Here is a 17,275-nt window from a genome sequence, read left to right as displayed (position 1 = left end):
CGAGTGGATTTTGCCTGTTACGGTTTCGGTACAGATGGGGGTGACAGTTTGTACCGCTTTCGGTACAGCCCGTGACCGGACAGTCTTGCCAGCATTGCAATGCGTCGGTGGCTGGGGGATGCTGGGCGTCACCTCAGCATTGGGCCGTCGAGCCTCGGGGAGAACAATAAGAAATGCACGACAACCATTTGAGTCGCCATGCCCAACAGGTTCTCACTGCTACCCAGGGCAAACCGCACCTGCACGGGCCCGGTGCCGATCCGTCGATTGCCCGTTCGTGGCTGCGCTGTCTGGAGGACTACCACCTCGACCCGGCGCTGAGCATGGCGCCGACTGTGCTCGAACACGGCCGGGTACTGGAAAGCCGCGAACGTCTGCAGCAGGTTCTACAGATCGCCGGCAATGAAATGAGCAGCCTGCATCAACAACTCTCCGGCGCCGGCCACGCGGTGCTGCTGACCGATGCGCGCGGGGTGATCCTCAACTGCGTCACCGCGCCCGCCGAACGCAAGATCTTTGAGCGCGCCGGCCTCTGGCTCGGTGCGGACTGGAGCGAAGCCTGCGAAGGCACCAACGGCATCGGCACCTGCCTGGTCGAACGTCAGGCGCTGACCATTCATCAGGATGAACACTTTCGCGGTCGCCACACCGGCCTGACCTGTTCGGCGAGCCCGGTATTCGACCCGCATGGCGAACTGCTGGCGGTGCTCGACGTCTCTTCGGCGCGCCATGACGTCTCGCGGCAAAGCCAGTTCCACACCATGGCGCTGGTCAATCTGTCGGCGAAGATGATCGAGAGCTGCTACTTCCTGCGCTGTTTCGATAACCAATGGTTGCTGCGCTTTCATCTGCAGGCCGAGTCCGTCGGGCTGTTCAGTGAAGGCTTGTTGGCGTTTGACGGCGAAGGGCGGATCAGCGCGGTCAACCAGAGTGCACTGAATCTGCTCGGGCATATTCGTGGCGGCTTGCTGGGTAAACCAGTGGAGGCGTTTTTCGATTGCTCGCTGGATGAATTGCTTGGCCGCGCCAGTGCCCATGCCAGCGCCAGTTGGCCGCTGCGCACCCGTGACGGGCGACATCTGTTTGCGGTGTTGCGCGGGGAATCGCGTAAACCTGTACCGAGGGTATCGACGCCGGTGGTCGCTGAGGCGCCGCGCCTGTCGGGCATCTGCCTCGGTGACGAGGCGTTGCAGGCAGACTTCCGCAAAGCCTTACGCGTTTTCGAACGTGATGTGCCGTTGTTGATCAATGGTGAAACCGGCTCCGGCAAGGAGGCCTTCGCCAAGGCTGTGCATCAGGCCAGCCAGCGTTCGAACAAAGCCTTCGTTGCGCTCAACTGCGCGGCCATTCCCGAGAGCCTGATCGAGAGCGAACTGTTCGGCTATCGCGGTGGCAGTTTCACCGGCGCACGCAAGGACGGCATGCGCGGCAAGTTGCAGCAGGCTGATGGCGGCACGCTGTTTCTCGATGAAATTGGCGATATGCCGCTGGCCTTGCAGACTCGTCTGTTGCGCGTGTTGGAGGATCGTCAGGTGGTGCCGATCGGCGGCGAGCCGGAGTCGGTCAATGTGCGGATCATCAGTGCCACCCACCGTAATCTGCTGGAGCGAGTCGCGGACGGCAGCTTCCGTGAGGATTTGTATTACCGGCTCAATGGGCTGGAAGTGGCGTTGCCGGCATTACGCGCGCGCAGTGATAAATCGCAGTTGCTGGATTTTCTGCTGGCCGAAGAGGCGGGCGGTGAAACGATAGTGATCGACGAGCCGGCGCGTGAGGCGTTGCTGGCGTTCAATTGGCCGGGCAATGTGCGGCAGTTGCGCAATGTCCTGCGCACGTTGGCGGCGTTGTGTGATGAGGGGCGGATCGGGGTGGAGGATTTGCCGGTGATGATTCGGCAGGGGCGTCCAGTCCTTCCGCCAGCCGAGTCTGGCGAACACCCACTGGCAGACGCAGAACGGATTGCACTGCTTAAAACTTTGGAGCAGACGCGGTGGCATATGACGCAAACGGCTGAGCAGCTTGGGGTCAGCCGCAATACCCTTTATAGAAAGCTGCGTAAGCATGGGATTGAGCGGCGAGTCAGTTAGAAGGCCCTCACCCTAGCCCTCTCCCAGAGGGAGAGGGGACTGACCGATTCGCTCTACTGATCTACGCCGACCTGAGTTATAGAGCCGAACTCAGGATTTGAAAGCGACCGAGATCGGCTCCCTCTCCCGGAGGACCGATCGCGGTGTTCTGCCAATTTACGCCGACCTGAAATATCGAGCCGAACTCAGGATTTGAAAACGACGCAGATCGGCTCCCTCTCCCTCTGGGAGAGGGCTGGGGTGAGGGCAGCAGTCTGAAGTCGAGTCGAGATGTTACGGCCCACCCACCCCGCCCCTCACCTAAAGAGTGCGATTTCCCCCTCCCTACGCTAACCTGCGGCCATGTTTTACGAGGTCGACTATGCACATTCATATTCTGGGTATCTGCGGGACTTTCATGGGCTCGATGGCGGTGTTGGCCAAAGAGCTGGGCCATCACGTGACCGGTTCCGACGCCAACGTCTATCCGCCGATGAGCACACAGCTTGAAGCCCAAGGCATTCAGCTGACGCAGGGCTATGACCCGGCGCAGCTCGATCCGGCGCCGGATCTGGTGGTGATCGGCAACGCCATGTCCCGCGGCAATCCGGCAGTGGAATATGTGCTGAACAAAGGCCTGCCGTACGTCTCCGGCCCGCAGTGGCTGGCTGATCACGTGCTGCAAGGTCGCTGGGTCTTGGCGGTGGCTGGCACCCACGGCAAAACCACCACCAGCAGCATGCTCGCCTGGGTCCTGGAACACGCCGGCATGAGCCCGGGCTTCCTGATTGGCGGCGTGCCGCAGAACTTCTCGGTATCGGCGCGATTGGGCGGCACGCCGTTCTTCGTGATCGAGGCTGACGAGTACGACAGCGCGTTCTTCGACAAGCGCTCGAAGTTCGTTCACTACCGTCCGCGCACCGCGATCCTCAATAACCTTGAGTTCGATCACGCCGACATCTTCCCGGATCTGCCGGCGATCGAGCGGCAATTCCACCACTTGGTGCGGACTATTCCGAGTGAAGGCCTGGTCATTCACCCGACCACCGAGCCGGCCTTGCAGCGTGTGATCGAGATGGGCTGCTGGACCCCGGTGCAAACCACCGGTGCTGGCGGTCAGTGGCAGGTCAAATTGCTCAGCGAAGACGGTTCGGCCTTCGAAGTAATGTTCGAAGGCGTGTCGCAAGGCACCGTCGAGTGGGAGCTGACCGGTCAGCACAACGTCGCCAACGCCTTGGCTGCCTTGGCGGCTGCGCGTCATGTGGGCGTGGTGCCGTCGATGGGCATCGCTGGCCTGAGCGCGTTCAAGAACGTCAAACGCCGCATGGAGAAGGTCGCTGAAGTACGCGGCATTACCATCTATGACGACTTCGCCCACCACCCGACTGCCATCGCCACCACCCTCGACGGCCTGCGCAAACGCATCGGCGACGCACCGCTGATCGCGATCATCGAACCGCGCTCCAACTCGATGAAGCTTGGCGCGCACCGTGACGGTTTGCCGGACAGTGTGGTCGATGCCGATCAGGTGATCTGGTACGCCCCGGCCAACCTCGGCTGGGACCTCGCCGGTACCGCCGCGCTGTGCAAAGTGCCGTCGATTGTCAGCGACTCGCTGGAAGGCATCATCGAACGCGTGAAGAGCCAGGCGCAGCCAGGCACGCACGTGGTGATCATGAGCAACGGCGGCTTCGGCGGCCTGCACGGCAAACTCGCCGAGGCGCTGCAATGAACACTCGTTTTGAGAGCAATGGCCCCGAACGCATTACGCTGGCGATGACCGGCGCGTCCGGCGCTCAGTACGGTTTGCGCCTGCTCGATTGTCTGGTGCGGGAAGATCGCGAAGTGCACTTCCTGATCTCCAAGGCTGCGCAACTGGTCATGGCGACCGAGACCGATGTCACGCTGCCGCCCAAACCGCAGATGATGCAGGCCTTCCTGACCGAATACACTGGAGCTGCCGCCGGGCAGATCCGCGTGTACGGCAAGGAAGACTGGATGTCGCCGGTAGCTTCGGGGTCGGGCGCTCCGGCGGCAATGGTCGTGGTGCCGTGCTCAACGGGCACGCTGTCGGCAATTGCCACGGGCGCGTGCAACAACCTGATCGAACGCGCGGCTGATGTGACATTGAAAGAGCGTCGCCAGTTGATTCTGGTGCCGCGCGAGGCGCCGTATTCGAGTATTCATCTGGAGCACATGCTCAAGCTGTCGAACATGGGCGTGACCATTCTGCCGGCCTCGCCGGGTTTCTATCATCAGCCGCAGACCATCGATGACCTGATCGATTTCGTCGTGGCGCGAATTCTCAATCTGCTCGGCATTCCCCAGGACATGCTGCCGCGTTGGGGTGAGCATCATCTGAGCAGCGATGAATAAGCTGCTGGCAATTGGGCTGGCGTTGTTGCTGACCGGGTGTGCGACGGCGCGCACCCTCGATGCGGCCAAACCCGGCGCGCCGGTGGTGTACTCCGGGACGCGGCTGGATCTGTATGTGCTGAATGGCGGGTGCTGCGCGATGGATCGGTTCGGGGCTGAGGCGCCGAGCTATCCGGGGGTGGATCTGCCGGCGAGTGCCTTGCTCGATACGCTGTTGTTGCCGTTGTCATTGCTGACGGTGATAGGTGTGGGTTTTCAGGCGACTGGCGGATTGTAGGGGAGCGCTGCGCACTCCATTCGCGAGCAGGCTCGCTCCCACAGAGGAACGCGGTGCCAATGTGGGAGCGAGCCTGCTCGCGAAAGCTTTCTTCCAGGCGCTATAGATTATTTGCCTAGCTTGCGCAGTTCATCCGATTCGATCACCCGCACACCATCCTGCTCTTCCAGCGCCAACCGCCACATCGCCCGCGCCAATTGGCACGCTTCGATGCCACGGTATTTACCCGGAATCAGTTTCGACAACGGCCCGGCCAGCTGTTCGGCCAAGCGTGGCTCCGTGCGTTCGCCCAACAACAGCGAAGGCCGGCAAATGGTCAGTTGCGGCCAGTCCTGCGCACGCAATGCCTGCTCCATTTCGCCTTTGACCCGATTGTAGAAGACCGACGATTTCGGATCGGCGCCAATCGCGCTGATCACAATCAGGTGCCGCGCGCCCATCTCCCGCGCGCGTTTGGCGAACGCCACGACCATGTCCAGATCCACCGCGCGAAACGCCGCTTCTGAACCTGCCTGCTTGATCGTGGTGCCGAGGCAGCAGTAGGCGATATCGACACGACCACTGAGCTGCGGCAGAAACGCCTGCGGATCACCCACCGGGTTTTCCAGGTGTGGATGTTCCGCCAAGGGTCGACGCGAAGGGGCGAGCACGCGAGAGATCGTTGGCTCGTTGAGCAAACGGTCGAGTAGATGTTCACCGGTCAAACCGGTGGCTCCGGCAAGCAATACGTGCTGAGGCGTCAAGTACATAGTGTCTCTCCCTTGATACTGTTCAGCTTAGTTGCTCTTTATCGCTCCGTCGTTCAATGCAGCACTTTGCAAAGCTTTTCTTGCTTGCTGTTTGCGCAGCAGTTGCCAGTGCGACAGCACGGTTTTCGGTGCCCAGATCTGCGGCTCCGAGGCTTCGAAATTGTCCGCCAGTTCACGCTCGGCGACGGTGGCCTTGGCCAGTTTGAAGGCTTGCTCCAGATCATCGGTCTGGTTCAACGCTTGGGCGAACAGTGCGTCGCCGAAATAGGTGAAGTTGGCTTCTTCCGAGCAGCCGAAGGACACCCGATCCGCACGCGAGGCGGTCATGATCAGCGTGCGCTCGTCTTTCAACGCTGGGATAAAGCCGCCGGAGTAGCACGAGGAAATCACGATGATCTTGTCGCGATTTTTCAGCGGCGCCAGCACGGCGGCGAGTTCGTCGGCGGGCAGGTCGGCCAGTTCCATGCGCGGTTGGTCGAGCACCAGCTCATGCTCGGCGGTGCCGTGGCTGGTCAGGTAGATGAACAGCAAGTCTTCCGGGCCGCTGCGTTCAGCGAGGGTTTGCGCGGCGCGGCGCAGGTTTTCGCGCGTGGCCATCGGCCGGTCGCCGAGGTGGTCGCGGTGGTTGACCAGACGGATCTGGCCATAGGCGCCGAAGCGCGTGTTGAGCATATTGGCGACGTAGTCGGACTCGCGCAGGAACACGCTTTGCTTGCCGTCGCCACCGAGAGTCAGGGTGTACAGCTCGACCGCCGGGGTCGACGCCGGGATGGCGGCCAATGCGTCTTCTAGGAGGCGGCCCTGAGCGAGCAGGCCGAGTTCGAGCGTATCGGGCAGTAACTTGCCGTCGGCGTCGCGCACGCGCTGGCCGTTGATCCAGGTGCCGCTCATGACGCTGCCATCGGTCAGCACCAGGGTGCCGCGTCCGGCGTAGCTGTCATTGTCGAAGCCGCCGATGTAGAAGCTGCCATCAGGCAGGTTCAAACGGCCCTGACCGCTGAAGCGCCAGTCGCTGAACGCGCCGACGTAATGGCTGCCGTCGGCACCGATCAACTCGCCCTTGCCGGTCAGCGCGCCTTCCTTGAACTGGCCGAGCCAGACATCGCCGTCGGCGTTTTCGTAACGACCTTTGCCGTGCAGCTGATTGTTCTTGAAGCCGCCGACGTAGATATCGCCGTCAGCGCTGTTGAACGTGCCGTTGCCTTCCAGCTGACCGTTGACGAAATGCCCGGTGAATGAATTACCGCTGGCGTCGCCGCGCTGGCCTTCGCCGTTCGGTTTGCCGTGGGCGAACTGGCCTTGATAGGAGCTGCCGTCGTCCATCTCCAGACGACCGAGCCCGGAATACTGATCAGCCTTGAATTCGCCACGGTAGGTCATGGCGTTTTCTTTCAGGGTGCCTTCGCCTTCGCGGCGGCCCTGCTTGAAGCCGCCGGTGTAGCTGCTGGCGTTGGTGGTCAGGCTGCCCTGACCGTCGAACAGGCCTTGCTGGAACTGGCCGCGATAGATCTCGCCATTGCTGCCATGCCATTCGCCCTGACCATGCCACTGGCCCTTGTCGAACTGCCCGGCATACCAACTGCCGTTGGGGTAGTCGACGCGGCCCTGACCTTGCAGCAAGCCATCGACCAGTTCACCGCGATAGCGTCCGCCATCGGGCAGGCGCGCATCTGGCGGCAACAGCGATTCGCCGTCGCCGCACGCGGTGAGCATCAGGGTCAAGGCAAGGGGTGCAAGACGTGCAAGTGAGCGCATAGCGGGATCCGGGCAATTAGGCGACCGAGTATGCCGCAGCTATGTGAACTAATGCAGCCGGTAAAACCAGTGTTGACGCGAAACAGCGTGCGCTGCTTCGCATCCAGAACCATCAGACGAAGCAGAGCGACAGCGGTTCGGCGATATAGGCCGGTTTGTCCGAGCCTTCTATCTCCAGTGTCGCGGTGGCTTTGAGCAGCCACTGGCCCGGTTTTTTCTCGGTCACTTCGCCCAGATCGACCTTCAGGCGGACCTTGGAATTGACCTTCACTGGCTGGATGAAACGCACGCTGTCCAGGCCGTAGTTGACGACCATCTTCACGCCTTCGGGCAGCACTAGGATGTCTTCCATCAATTTCGGGATCAGCGACAACGACAGGAAACCGTGGGCAATGGTGCTGCCGAAAGGCGTTTGCGCGGCTTTGACCGGGTCGACGTGAATGAACTGATAATCACCGGTGGCTTCGGCGAACAGGTTGATGCGTTCCTGATCGATGGTGAGCCATTCGGAACGTCCGAGTTCCTTGCCGACATAATCTTTGAGCTCTGCAACTGGAACATAGGGCATTGAGACTCTCCTTGGGTTCATCGGTTTTATAGTTTTTAAGGTGGGGGGATTTGACCTCCCTGCGAACCACTGTAGATCATCATGGCGATTTGCTCCGGTCAACCGACCATGCTTTTGGCGAATGCCGATCCATAGCGCAGGCGTGCTTATAATGCGGGCGACTTGTGGGGGGAGATGTCTGATGTTGCTACGTGGCCTGACCATGTTGGTGCTGTTCCAATTGCTCGGTACGGCGCTCAATCATTTGCTGTTGCCGGTACTGCCGGGGCCGATCATCGGCCTGCTGCTGTTGCTGGTCTTTCTGATCATTCGCGGTGAAGTCGGCGAGCCGCTGAATCTCGCGGCCGGCAGCCTGCTGCGTTATCTGCCGCTGCTGCTGGTGCCGCCGGCCGTGGGCGTGATGGTTTATGCGAGCGACATTGCTGCCGATTTCTGGGCGATTGTCGGCGCACTGGTGCTGTCGCTGATTCTGTCGATGGCCTTTGCCGGCGTGCTGATGCAGCGCCTGGTCAAACGTCACGCGCCTGCGTCGGAGGAGTCCTGATGCTCTTCGACTGGCAAGGCGCCTGGGCTTCGGTGATTCATCATCCGTTGTTCGGCATTGGCATCACCCTCGGTGCCTATCAACTGGTGCTGGCGGCGTTCGAGAAAACCCGCTGGATCTTTCTGCAACCGGTGCTGGTCTCCATGCTGTTGGTGATCGGTGTGCTGATTGGCTGCGGCCTGACTTACGCCGAGTACCGCAAGAGCACCGAGATCCTGAGCATTCTGCTCGGCCCGGCTACCGTGGCACTGGCGGTGCCGCTGTACCTCAACCTGCGACGTATTCGGCAATTGTTCTGGCCGATTTTTACTACGCTGGTGATAGGCGGAGTGGTGGCAACGGGCATGGGTGTGTTGCTGGGCTGGTGGTTCGGTGCCGAGCACATGATCCTGATGACCATGGCGCCGAAGTCGGTGACCTCGCCGATTGCCATGCTGGTGGCCGAACAGATTGGTGGCGTTGCGGCGCTGGCGGCGGTGTTCGTGCTGATCACCGGGGTGATCGGCGCGATCTTCGGCCCGGCGCTGCTCACCCGCCTCGGCGTGCACAGTCCCGAAGCGCGAGGCATGGCGCTGGGCATGACCGCCCACGCGGTCGGCACGGCGGTGGCCATGCAGGAAAACGATGAGTGCGGTGCCTTCGCGGCGCTGGCGATGAGTCTGATGGGCGTGGCCACGGCGGTGTTCCTGCCGTTGGCGGTGTCGATGGTGGTGTAAGGAAATGTCTATGAGTCTGCCGCTTTTCCCGTTGAACACAGTGCTGTTTCCCGGCTGCAACCTCGACTTGCAGATCTTCGAAGCGCGCTACCTCGACATGATCGGCCGCTGCATGAAACAGGGCGGTGGTTTCGGCGTGGTGTGCATCCTTGACGGCCACGAAGTCGGCGTCGCGCCAGAAGGGTTTGCGCTGGTCGGCTGCGAAGCGCGGATTACTGATTTCCAGCAGCAGGATAACGGCTTGCTGGGGATACGAGTGCAGGGTGGGCGCCGGTTCACGGTGTTGCGTACCGAGGTGCAGCGCGATCAGTTGATCCTCGCCGATGTCGAGTGGCTGGATGACGAGCCCGAGCAACCGCTACAGGACGAAGACGCTGATCTGGTGGCGCTGCTCAAGGCCTTGGCCGAGCACCCGATGGTGGAAGCGCTGAACATGGGCACCGAGGCGCTTGGTCAGCAATCGCTGGCCAATCAGTTGGCCTATCTGCTGCCATTCGCCGAAGAAGACAAGATCGACCTGCTGCAACTCGACGATCCACAACAGCGGCTGGATGCGATTCAGGCATTGCTCGATGAGCTGCAAGGCGAGTTGTTTGCCTAGTTGTACTTTGAATTAACTGGCCGGCGTTGCCAGCATTGTCTTGCTGTTGTCTTTGTCTTGATTTCGGACACTACGCCTTCAATGACAAACCGGCGACATTCGTGATCAAGTTGTCCAGGTAAAGCCACGACTGTTCAATAAAAGGCGCCGTTCATTAGTGAGATGAATGGCGCCTTTTTTGTCAGGCTCGGTAATGTTCAGCCACTGGCCAGATCACGTCGTTGGAATATGTGCTCCTGCCCTTGGGCAATAGCAAGACAACGCCGCCGGAGTCGGCTACTTGATTGATCAAGCCGTCATAAGCAGTGCTGCCATGCCAGTAGACATCGTTCCCGTCGGTACCCGCCCACGTGGCTTTCTCTATCGCCTCGGCGTCGTCACCGGCCTGCAGCAAAATATCCTCGACTCTGGCGGCCTTGCTCAGGTCCGAACTCACCAGCCAGATCCTTTCGGCACTGATGCCTCGCGTTGGCATTGATATCCGGCCTTCCAGTCTATCGCCGTCAAAATCCCTGTCGTTCAGATAAATGTTTTCCACTCGCGGGACTACTTCAATGCCGCGGGTGTCGATGACATACAGGAAGCCAAGAGTCTGGTTGCGCCGCAGCAATGGATAGTCGCGGGAGTCATCCATTTCAAACGATGTATCAGACTCCGCTGCCGAACTGTGTCGATTTCCGCTCGACGAATCACTGTCAGAAAAATGCCCCGGATAACGGTTGGCCTGGCTGTTGTAATGCCGAGGGTTGGAGTAGTAATCAAAGCCCATGTAAGTCAAACCATTGCCCGCACTAAATGTCACGCTGAAAGCCGACTTGGTCGTGGAGTCGGAAGGGTTGCCCCTCAACTTGATCAACCGCTCGTCCCGTGCCAGCTCAAAAGGCGTGCGCAAGTCGGCGCGAAACATCGCCGGGATGTCCGTTCGGTACAGGTAGTCATGCTTGTTGCGTTTATAGCCTGCATGTTCCAGGTAGCTTTTCAGGAAGCTTTCTTCGTAGCGTTGTTCAACGGGAGGCAAGTCATAGGTATTGTCTTCGCCTTCTTCTCTGAGTCTGAGACTGAAAGGGCCAAGCTCTTGCGCAATCAGGTCAAACCGCTTGTCGTCCAACGTGTTTTGAGTGAGTTGTTTGTGCTGTTCTGCCCATTCGGGAAAGCCGTTTTCCATGTCCGGTCGCAAGCGTTTTTGCTGAGCGTTGCTCAAGTTGTAGCTGCGCAAGAGTTCAGCGCACTCACTTCGGGTTTTCTGCGGGTGGGACCACTTCATGGAGTCCATGAGGAATTTCTGGTGATCGTCATTATCTGCGCGTGTTGCCCATTCCGGCGCTCTGCCACTGGCTTGGGCTTCGGCACGAAACGCCACAACTTCTGCACCATGGATGCTGTATACGTCCCATATTTCGCCATCGGTCCAGTGCGCAAGTTTTGCCGGTACGGAGCCATCTCCGCGAGATTCACTCGGGTCAACTTTAACCAGCCTGCCATGTTCACCAAGCAGGGCGAAGCCGACATTGGTGCGTGTGACCACCCGTCCTTGATACGGTAGGTCGGCCCATTCGTTGACCGTGTAATAGCCTTGGGCATCTGGCAAAGGACGAGAGTAAGAGTTACCCCTGTCATTTAGGGTGTAGCGCTCAGGAGGGTAGTACTCGACGGGCTTGTGCAAACTCCAGAGATTGCTGCCGGCCACTCGATAAAGCGGTGGGCCGGAGGGAACCCGCTCACTGGGCAATTTCGCCCGGTGCGTCTTGATCAAGTCGTGAAACGCCACCATCACCGTCAGCCCGGCGGCTGATCCGTCCTCATTGGCGATGTCTGCGAACTGTCGTCCCTTGTGGCTCTTCAGCCCGTCGGCATTGTGGCCCAGTGTCTGGTCAACGCTTTGCAAATAGGGCTCCAGAGGTGATGTCGTTGCAGGCTGCCGGGGCGCCTGCGTCTCGGGCATCTGCGTGATTGTGATGGCGGGCTCCGTTCTCGTGTTGCGGCCAGGAGAAGCATCGGAATCAATGCCCGGCAACGCGTTCGAGGCATCCGTTCTGACGCGGCCAGGCAAGCGCGAATCGAGGTCGGCTGGCCGATCGTAGGGCGCAGGACGGGGTGTCGATGTAGCGGGTGTTTCAACTGTGGGGGATGGGCGCAGCGGCCCGGGTTTCTGGCGCATAAAAGTCACTCCATGTGGTTGAGTCAGCCATCCGTTGGCTGAATTGTGTTCAAGGCCGGTCGTGCTCGGGGACCGGCCAGACGACATCATCGGCGAACGTCTTGTCGCCTTTGGGCAGATCCAGTATCACGCCGCCTGAACGGGCGATGTCGTCGATCAGGCTGTCATAGGCGTTGCTGCCAAAGTAACCAGCGACGCGGTTGTCGGTTCCCGCCCAGGTCGCCTGTTCGATTGCCGTGACACGGTCACCTGCTTGCTGCAGCACATCCTTGACCCGGGCGGCGCGGGTCAGGTCGGAATGCACCAGCCAGATCCGCTCGGCACTGATGCCGCGTGTAGGCGTGGAGATATGACCCTCCATGTCGTCGAAGAGGAACTTGCCGTTGCCGGGGTTGAACGCCTTGTTTTCCGCGCCCGGCACCACTTCCATGCCTCGGGTATCAATGGCGTACACAAAGGATGTCGTTTGCTGACGTCGCGTGGATTCATAACCTTTCGAATCATCGAAAACGAACGAGCTGTCAGAGTCGACCTCATCGCCGGTCCGTTTACCGTCCGAGACTGAACTGCTGCCCGAATCGGAGGACTCGCCGGTACGTGCTTGCGAACGCTGTGGATTCAGCCCGGGAAAAAGATTGGCCTGCGAGTTGTAATGCAGCTCGTGATAGAAGCCGCCCCGGGTCGCCGCGTAGGCAGTGGCGTCATGCAGCCCGAAGGTTGCACTCAACGCGCGTTTGTTGGTGGTGCCCGTGGGATTGCCTTTGCGGTACATCATCCGCCCGTCCCTGGCCAATTCGAACGGTAGCCGTGTTTCGCCGCGGAACATCGCCGGGATGTCGGTGCGGTACAACATGTTGTGTTTACTTCGCAGGTAGCCGAGATGAGCCGCGTAGTCAGCTAAAAAACTGTCGCTATAGCGGGTGGCGGGCCAGTGATGATTGAGGGCCAACCCTTGGGATCGCAAGTCTTGAACATAGTTGTCCAGCTCCTCGCCGATCAGTTTGAAACGCTGTTCATTGCTGGCGTCGAGTGTCTGGCGTTTATGTTGTTCGGCCCACTGCGGTATCGGCCCATGACCGAGCTCTTCTCGAAGCTGGCGCAGTTGGACTTTGCTCAGGTTATAGCTGCGCTGTAATTGCAGGCGCTGCTCGAGCGTGAGCTGTGGATGCCGCCACTTCAAGGAGTCGGCGACGTGCCTGTAGTCCTCGGTGTTCTGCACCCGCAGGGCCCACTGCGGTGGTTGGCCGTGTTTCTCTGCCTGCTCACGGAAGTCCGCCAACTGTGTGTCTTGCAGAATGTACATCTGCTGGATGTCCTGATCAGTCCAGTGCGCGAGCTTCGCCGCTGGCGGCATTGGGCTTTTTGCCAGGCTCCAGAGATTGTCCTGGGCTCTGCGATAAACCGGCGGGCCGGGCGCCAGACGTCTGAACGAAATGACCCGGTAGGCCTTGAGGTCCGCATCGTATTGAACACACACGTGATGCAGACCCTCTGTGCCCGCAAGCTGCACGTCAACCCAGTCTTTGCCCAGATAACTGCGGATGCCGGCCGCATTCGGTGCCGGCATGTCGCCGAAAAACGGATGCGCGTAATCCTCAAGTGAACCCGCCGCAAAGAATCCCGTGTCGGCGCTGGTGGCCGGTGAAACACTCACTTCGATTGCCCGGGAGACTGACCGGGACGTACCCGGCTCATCCTGGCGCGGTCGTTTTGGCGAGGAGGGCTCGTCGGGCGAAAAAACACTGCCGGGTGTTTGCAGAGTCGGGGTGTCGGTCGAGCGGTTTAGCGGCGGTGAAGAACTGGCCGCTCGGTCGACGGGTGGGGACTTTGAGCGTGGGCCGGGTTTTTGTCGCATTGGCAGTCACTCCCTGTGGATAAGTCAGCCTTCCGTTGGCTGAACTGAATAGGCGCCGGTGTGGGCCTTCGCTCACACCGGCGCACGGTTTTTGGTTTCTCGGAACTCAGGTTTGCGCGGGCGGCAGGATCTGAAGATCTTCCGGTTTGATTCGCGCCAGGGGATCGCTGTCCAGACCCCAGTACTTTCTTACGCTGCTGTAAAACACCGCGCCGGATTTCCCGGGGGCGAAACCGATGTGGGTGACATGAACTTTCGCCGCCAGTTCGTGGCGTTGTTGATGTGCATCGATGTCGGCCACCAGTGCTTCGACACTGGCATACCCACGCGCATCGACGACGTACAGTTGGAGCACTTCAAACAGCAGGGAAATCTCATAAACGTTGCCCGCTGAAGTCACTACGCTGACTGACTCCACCGGGGCATCGTCGTCGATATCCGGCAGTTCGACGGTCACGCTGGCGATGTACAAGCGGTTGCCTTCGAGTTTTATATCTGCGCGTGCTACCCGTTCTTTCAACGTCCGGGTGTACAGGTTCCAGGTCGAGGCATCGGCGGTTTTTGCCGCGGCGCCAGGCGTTGAAATACGAATGATCGAATTGCTTGCCAGCAGTACGTCATAAGTCGAACTCTGGCCTTCGAGTACATAAATGCCGGTGTGGGATCCCGCTTCAATGGTGATCCGGCTGGGGTGTGCGGTCAGCACGGGTTTTACGCTCGCCAACGGTCGGACAAAGCGATAGCTGCCATTGCGTCGCTGGAGAAAACTGCGGGTGCTGAGGACGCGAATCCCGGGATGTTTCACATCGTCTTCATAGTTCAGTTCGGGAACTTGAAGCCGGTAGGAAATACCGTCCTGCATGATCAACACCACCTCTTGCACCAGACGGGGCGTGGTGACTTTCAGGCTGTTTCTGCCGCTGTAACCTGTGGCCGCCGGGATGGGCTGAACGATGCCTTTGAAGGTCAGCACTTTCGCTGGCAGCAGGACGGACAGGTTGATGTCGCGGTAGTACAGGTGAGTGGTACCGGAGATGCCTTTGCGCACTTGCACTTCATAAGTGAGCAGTACATCGACAATCTCGGCGTTGTTGAACGCCAGAAAAACCGAGCGGGATGTTTCGGGTGTATCGCGCCGGGCGACAAACTCCACCGGACGATCCGTGCGCGACACGAAATGCCGCTTCATACCGTCTTCGGTGATTTCGACAGTGCCACCGTTGATGATGTGTACAGCCGGTGCCGCTTGGCCAATGACGGTGACGGCGGGCTCGACAGACAGAGTCGGTGCATCCCCCGGCTCCTTGGGTAGCTGGACCCGCAGCTCATAGCCATCCGCGGTCTTGAAGGTGAACTGATCGTTCTTCAGTTGGCGTTTGCCATCGATCCACTGGTAGACATTTTCGATCGTCAGCACATGCTCGGGGTCGTTGCCATCCTTGCCGCGCAGAGAGCTGACCACCAGCGATGTGCCGACGATCTGCCAGCGCTGAATGATGTCTGCCGGCCAGCCGAATTCGATCAGGCTCGACTGTTCGCCATCCTCGATGAGGGTCGTTCGCGCATTGCTGCTGGCGATGTAGTAGCGGTCCGCACCAGTACCGCCCTCGACCCGACAGTCCAGCCCGTAGATAGCGATCGTGTCATCGCCCGCGCCGGCGCTGATGCGATCGTAGCCGTTGGCCGCAATGCGATTGGCCGCGTCGTTGCCGGTGACGCGGCTGGTGCCTTTGCGCAGGGTCGAGACGTTCTCGATCGAGGTGAGTTGCGCGACGTCGACAGCATCGACAGTCGGATCAAGGCGCCGCAACGCGACTCTGCCGCTGTGCAGATCGATGTAGTGGCCGATGTGGCGGGTATCGCTGAGCGGCCGGCTGCCTTCAAAGGCCAGCGTGTCGGAACCGGCACCGCCATCGAGCACATTGAGATGGGGTGGTTTGCGGAGGCGGTTCAATTCCTTTTCGGTGACGTCCTGATAAAAAGCATCGTTTTTGTCGCCACCGGTCAGCGCTTTGTGATCGTCGCGATAGCTGAACAGATTGGCTTTGTTCTTTACGCCGATGACCCGGTCATTGCCGCTGCCCAGGCGCCAGAAAACGCCTTTGTCGTCGCCGGCGCTGCCCGATACTTTGCCCTTGAGATTGGCGGGCAGTCCGTTGCCGGCATCGATCACGTCGTCGCCCTCGACAATGGCGGCCTGACTGTCGAGCTTGAACGGTTGTTCGCCGGCGCTTTCATCCCACTGGTAGCGCCAGAGTTCCACGGGCCTGAGCTCAACCTGGAAAGCGCCGTTGATCACGTGTTCGATGGAGTGCTTGTACGCACCCTCGAGCATGTCCCTGGCCGACACGTCGAGCTGTTTCTGGTAATCATGAAACCCCTTGGAGAGCTTGAAGCGATCCATGACCTCCTTGTCCAGTTCCTGGCGGGTAAAGGCGAACCAGCCTGAGCGCATGCGTTCTTCAAAGGTCAGCTCAATGTAGTCATCGATGTCGTCCACCACCCGCGCTGCCTGGTAGATGATCGAGGCCGCGATGAGCAACCCGGCGGCGACCAGTCCGACAGGGCCGGCAACGCTGCCAAAACCGGCCAGTGCGGCGACACCCAGTACCAGGCTCAAGCTCGCACCCGCTACGCTCAAGCCGCCGCTGACATAGTGATCCTGTGCTTCTTTGCCCTGTGCTGCGGCGGCGGCATTGAACGATTTGATAGCGTCGGCGATGTCGAAGGGCAGGGTGATTGCGCTGGCGAACATCCCGGCCCCCCGGCTCATGTATTTGCCCATCGACGTCATCGGGAAATACTTCAGCGCGGTGCCGCCGTTTCTCAGCATCGCCTCACCGGTTTTGGTCAGTCCCCGCTCGATGATCAACGAGCCGAATTCGGCGGCGATGGAGCCGCCCTGAAAAATCGCCTCCAGTGTGTCGCCAGCCTTGATCGCATCGATCATGGCCTTGTAACCGCTGTAGATGCCGAATGCCTGCATGCCCACGCCAGCGCCGCTGAGCAGATAGCTTTTGTTTTTGCTGATCCAGCCCGGCGCGTTTTCCAGCGCGTCGACCCGGTGAATGTCGAGTTTCTGCGCGGCCTTGCCCAATTGGTTCAAGCGATCCATTGCGCTGCCGGGGTCAATGGCGGTGTCGGCGACGAACAGCGGAGTGGCATCGACGGAACGTTTGCAGGCGATTTCATAGAACAGCATGGCCGCGACGCCGCTGTCGGCGATGTCCGCCGATTTGACCCGCGCCTGCACCTTGTCTGCGTCGAAGTTGAGCCCGTCGATAAAGCCTTGATCCGCGCGCTGCATGCCGGCATTCGCCGGACTGATGGCCTCGCCATGGACTGTCGCGCCCATGGCCTGCAGTTCGACCCGGCTGGTCATCACCTCACCGATGCGCAACGGGCCGAAATGCTTGTCGAGGGATTTCAGCGTGCGCCGCCAGGCAGCAGCTGCATCATCGGGCGGTGTTGCGCTGTTGAGCGTCCCAGCCTGGGGCGCATGGGGATTGGCCGAAGCGTTGATGGGCGAGACCTGAACGGGGCTGAAGTTGGCCATTTGCAGGGGCGGGGTAATCATTTTTGACATGTCATTAATCCTTTAATGATGAGG

Annotated in this window: 13 protein-coding genes; 7 read left to right on the top strand and 6 right to left on the bottom strand. The window is 60.1% G+C overall.

The genetic code is table 11. The annotated features are described in order from the left end of the window. The first annotated feature begins 173 nt into the window (after nt 1-173). The 4 genes from VY732_RS26170 to VY732_RS26155 all read left to right on the top strand — a co-directional run bounded on the left by VY732_RS26170 (nt 174) and on the right by VY732_RS26155 (nt 4,719). Nucleotides 174-2,087: a sigma-54-dependent Fis family transcriptional regulator gene (locus VY732_RS26170; RefSeq protein WP_331692568.1), complete on the top strand. Its 1,914-nt coding sequence runs from the start codon at nt 174-176 to the stop codon at nt 2,085-2,087. A gap of 361 nt (nt 2,088-2,448) precedes the next feature. Continuing rightward, nucleotides 2,449-3,798 carry a UDP-N-acetylmuramate:L-alanyl-gamma-D-glutamyl-meso-diaminopimelate ligase gene (gene mpl / locus VY732_RS26165; protein WP_077574683.1) on the top strand — a complete coding sequence of 450 codons (1,350 nt, stop codon included), beginning with the start codon at nt 2,449-2,451 and terminating at the stop codon, nt 3,796-3,798. Then, nucleotides 3,795-4,442 carry a flavin prenyltransferase UbiX gene (gene ubiX / locus VY732_RS26160; RefSeq protein WP_007909567.1) on the top strand — a complete coding sequence of 216 codons (648 nt, stop codon included), beginning with the start codon at nt 3,795-3,797 and terminating at the stop codon, nt 4,440-4,442. Before mpl ends, ubiX begins: the two co-directional genes overlap by 4 nt. Continuing rightward, nucleotides 4,435-4,719 carry a YceK/YidQ family lipoprotein gene (locus tag VY732_RS26155; protein ID WP_331692567.1) on the top strand — a complete coding sequence of 95 codons (285 nt, stop codon included), beginning with the start codon at nt 4,435-4,437 and terminating at the stop codon, nt 4,717-4,719. The genes ubiX and VY732_RS26155 overlap by 8 nt, the downstream gene beginning before the upstream one ends. Before the next feature lie 107 nt (nt 4,720-4,826). On the opposite strand, the gene VY732_RS26150 is transcribed toward VY732_RS26155, so the two are convergent. From VY732_RS26150 to VY732_RS26140, 3 genes are all read right to left on the bottom strand, one after another. Further along, nucleotides 4,827-5,468 (bottom strand): oxidoreductase, encoded by a 642-nt coding sequence (locus VY732_RS26150; RefSeq protein ID WP_034153753.1) that lies wholly within the window; start codon nt 5,466-5,468, stop codon nt 4,827-4,829. Between the two features lie 27 nt (nt 5,469-5,495). After that, nucleotides 5,496-7,223, bottom strand: coding sequence for a C13 family peptidase (locus VY732_RS26145; RefSeq protein ID WP_077574681.1), 1,728 nt, complete (start codon nt 7,221-7,223; stop codon nt 5,496-5,498). A gap of 112 nt (nt 7,224-7,335) precedes the next feature. Then, nucleotides 7,336-7,791, bottom strand: coding sequence for a MaoC family dehydratase (locus VY732_RS26140; protein WP_116029866.1), 456 nt, complete (start codon nt 7,789-7,791; stop codon nt 7,336-7,338). Nucleotides 7,792-7,972: 181 nt separating this feature from the next. Here VY732_RS26140 and VY732_RS26135 point away from each other — a divergent pair, with 181 nt between their 5' ends. From VY732_RS26135 to VY732_RS26125, 3 genes are read left to right on the top strand one after another with little or no spacing between them, the layout of a single operon-like run. Then, the gene (locus VY732_RS26135) at nt 7,973-8,335 is read left to right on the top strand and encodes a CidA/LrgA family protein (RefSeq protein ID WP_102899886.1); all 363 of its coding nucleotides are present in this window, start codon (nt 7,973-7,975) and stop codon (nt 8,333-8,335) included. After that, nucleotides 8,335-9,051: an LrgB family protein gene (locus tag VY732_RS26130; RefSeq protein ID WP_331692565.1), complete on the top strand. Its 717-nt coding sequence runs from the start codon at nt 8,335-8,337 to the stop codon at nt 9,049-9,051. The genes VY732_RS26135 and VY732_RS26130 overlap by 1 nt, the downstream gene beginning before the upstream one ends. 10 nt (nt 9,052-9,061) lie before the next feature. Beyond that, entirely contained in the window at nt 9,062-9,652 is a 591-nt protein-coding gene (locus VY732_RS26125) for an LON peptidase substrate-binding domain-containing protein (protein WP_077574678.1), read from the top strand. Between the two features lie 181 nt (nt 9,653-9,833). On the opposite strand, the gene VY732_RS26120 is transcribed toward VY732_RS26125, so the two are convergent. The 3 genes from VY732_RS26120 to VY732_RS26110 all read right to left on the bottom strand — a co-directional run bounded on the left by VY732_RS26120 (nt 9,834) and on the right by VY732_RS26110 (nt 17,251). Further along, complete coding sequence (locus VY732_RS26120) at nt 9,834-11,810, bottom strand: hypothetical protein (RefSeq protein ID WP_331692564.1); 1,977 nt, start codon at nt 11,808-11,810, stop codon at nt 9,834-9,836. A 49-nt stretch (nt 11,811-11,859) separates the two neighbouring features. Beyond that, nucleotides 11,860-13,665 (bottom strand): hypothetical protein, encoded by a 1,806-nt coding sequence (locus VY732_RS26115; RefSeq protein ID WP_331692562.1) that lies wholly within the window; start codon nt 13,663-13,665, stop codon nt 11,860-11,862. 106 nt (nt 13,666-13,771) lie between these two features. Further along, nucleotides 13,772-17,251 carry a calcium-binding protein gene (locus VY732_RS26110; protein WP_331692561.1) on the bottom strand — a complete coding sequence of 1,160 codons (3,480 nt, stop codon included), beginning with the start codon at nt 17,249-17,251 and terminating at the stop codon, nt 13,772-13,774. Nucleotides 17,252-17,275: the final 24 nt, after the last annotated feature.

Source organism: Pseudomonas sp. ZY71 (assembly GCF_036542145.1).
In the GTDB taxonomy this organism is placed as follows: domain Bacteria; phylum Pseudomonadota; class Gammaproteobacteria; order Pseudomonadales; family Pseudomonadaceae; genus Aquipseudomonas; species Aquipseudomonas koreensis_A.
This window is presented reverse-complemented; position numbering and strand designations above follow the sequence as displayed.

Excerpts from the sequence above, each read along its gene's own strand:
- VY732_RS26170 (WP_331692568.1), top strand. The coding sequence starts at position 174 with ATGCACGACAACCATTTGAGTCGCCATGCCCAACAGGTTCTCACTGCT.
- mpl (WP_077574683.1), top strand. The coding sequence starts at position 2,449 with ATGCACATTCATATTCTGGGTATCTGCGGGACTTTCATGGGCTCGATG.
- ubiX (WP_007909567.1), top strand. The coding sequence starts at position 3,795 with ATGAACACTCGTTTTGAGAGCAATGGCCCCGAACGCATTACGCTGGCG.
- VY732_RS26155 (WP_331692567.1), top strand. The coding sequence starts at position 4,435 with ATGAATAAGCTGCTGGCAATTGGGCTGGCGTTGTTGCTGACCGGGTGT.
- VY732_RS26150 (WP_034153753.1), bottom strand. The coding sequence starts at position 5,468 with ATGTACTTGACGCCTCAGCACGTATTGCTTGCCGGAGCCACCGGTTTG.
- VY732_RS26145 (WP_077574681.1), bottom strand. The coding sequence starts at position 7,223 with ATGCGCTCACTTGCACGTCTTGCACCCCTTGCCTTGACCCTGATGCTC.
- VY732_RS26140 (WP_116029866.1), bottom strand. The coding sequence starts at position 7,791 with ATGCCCTATGTTCCAGTTGCAGAGCTCAAAGATTATGTCGGCAAGGAA.
- VY732_RS26135 (WP_102899886.1), top strand. The coding sequence starts at position 7,973 with ATGTTGCTACGTGGCCTGACCATGTTGGTGCTGTTCCAATTGCTCGGT.
- VY732_RS26130 (WP_331692565.1), top strand. The coding sequence starts at position 8,335 with ATGCTCTTCGACTGGCAAGGCGCCTGGGCTTCGGTGATTCATCATCCG.
- VY732_RS26125 (WP_077574678.1), top strand. The coding sequence starts at position 9,062 with ATGAGTCTGCCGCTTTTCCCGTTGAACACAGTGCTGTTTCCCGGCTGC.
- VY732_RS26120 (WP_331692564.1), bottom strand. The coding sequence starts at position 11,810 with ATGCGCCAGAAACCCGGGCCGCTGCGCCCATCCCCCACAGTTGAAACA.
- VY732_RS26115 (WP_331692562.1), bottom strand. The coding sequence starts at position 13,665 with ATGCGACAAAAACCCGGCCCACGCTCAAAGTCCCCACCCGTCGACCGA.
- VY732_RS26110 (WP_331692561.1), bottom strand. The coding sequence starts at position 17,251 with ATGTCAAAAATGATTACCCCGCCCCTGCAAATGGCCAACTTCAGCCCC.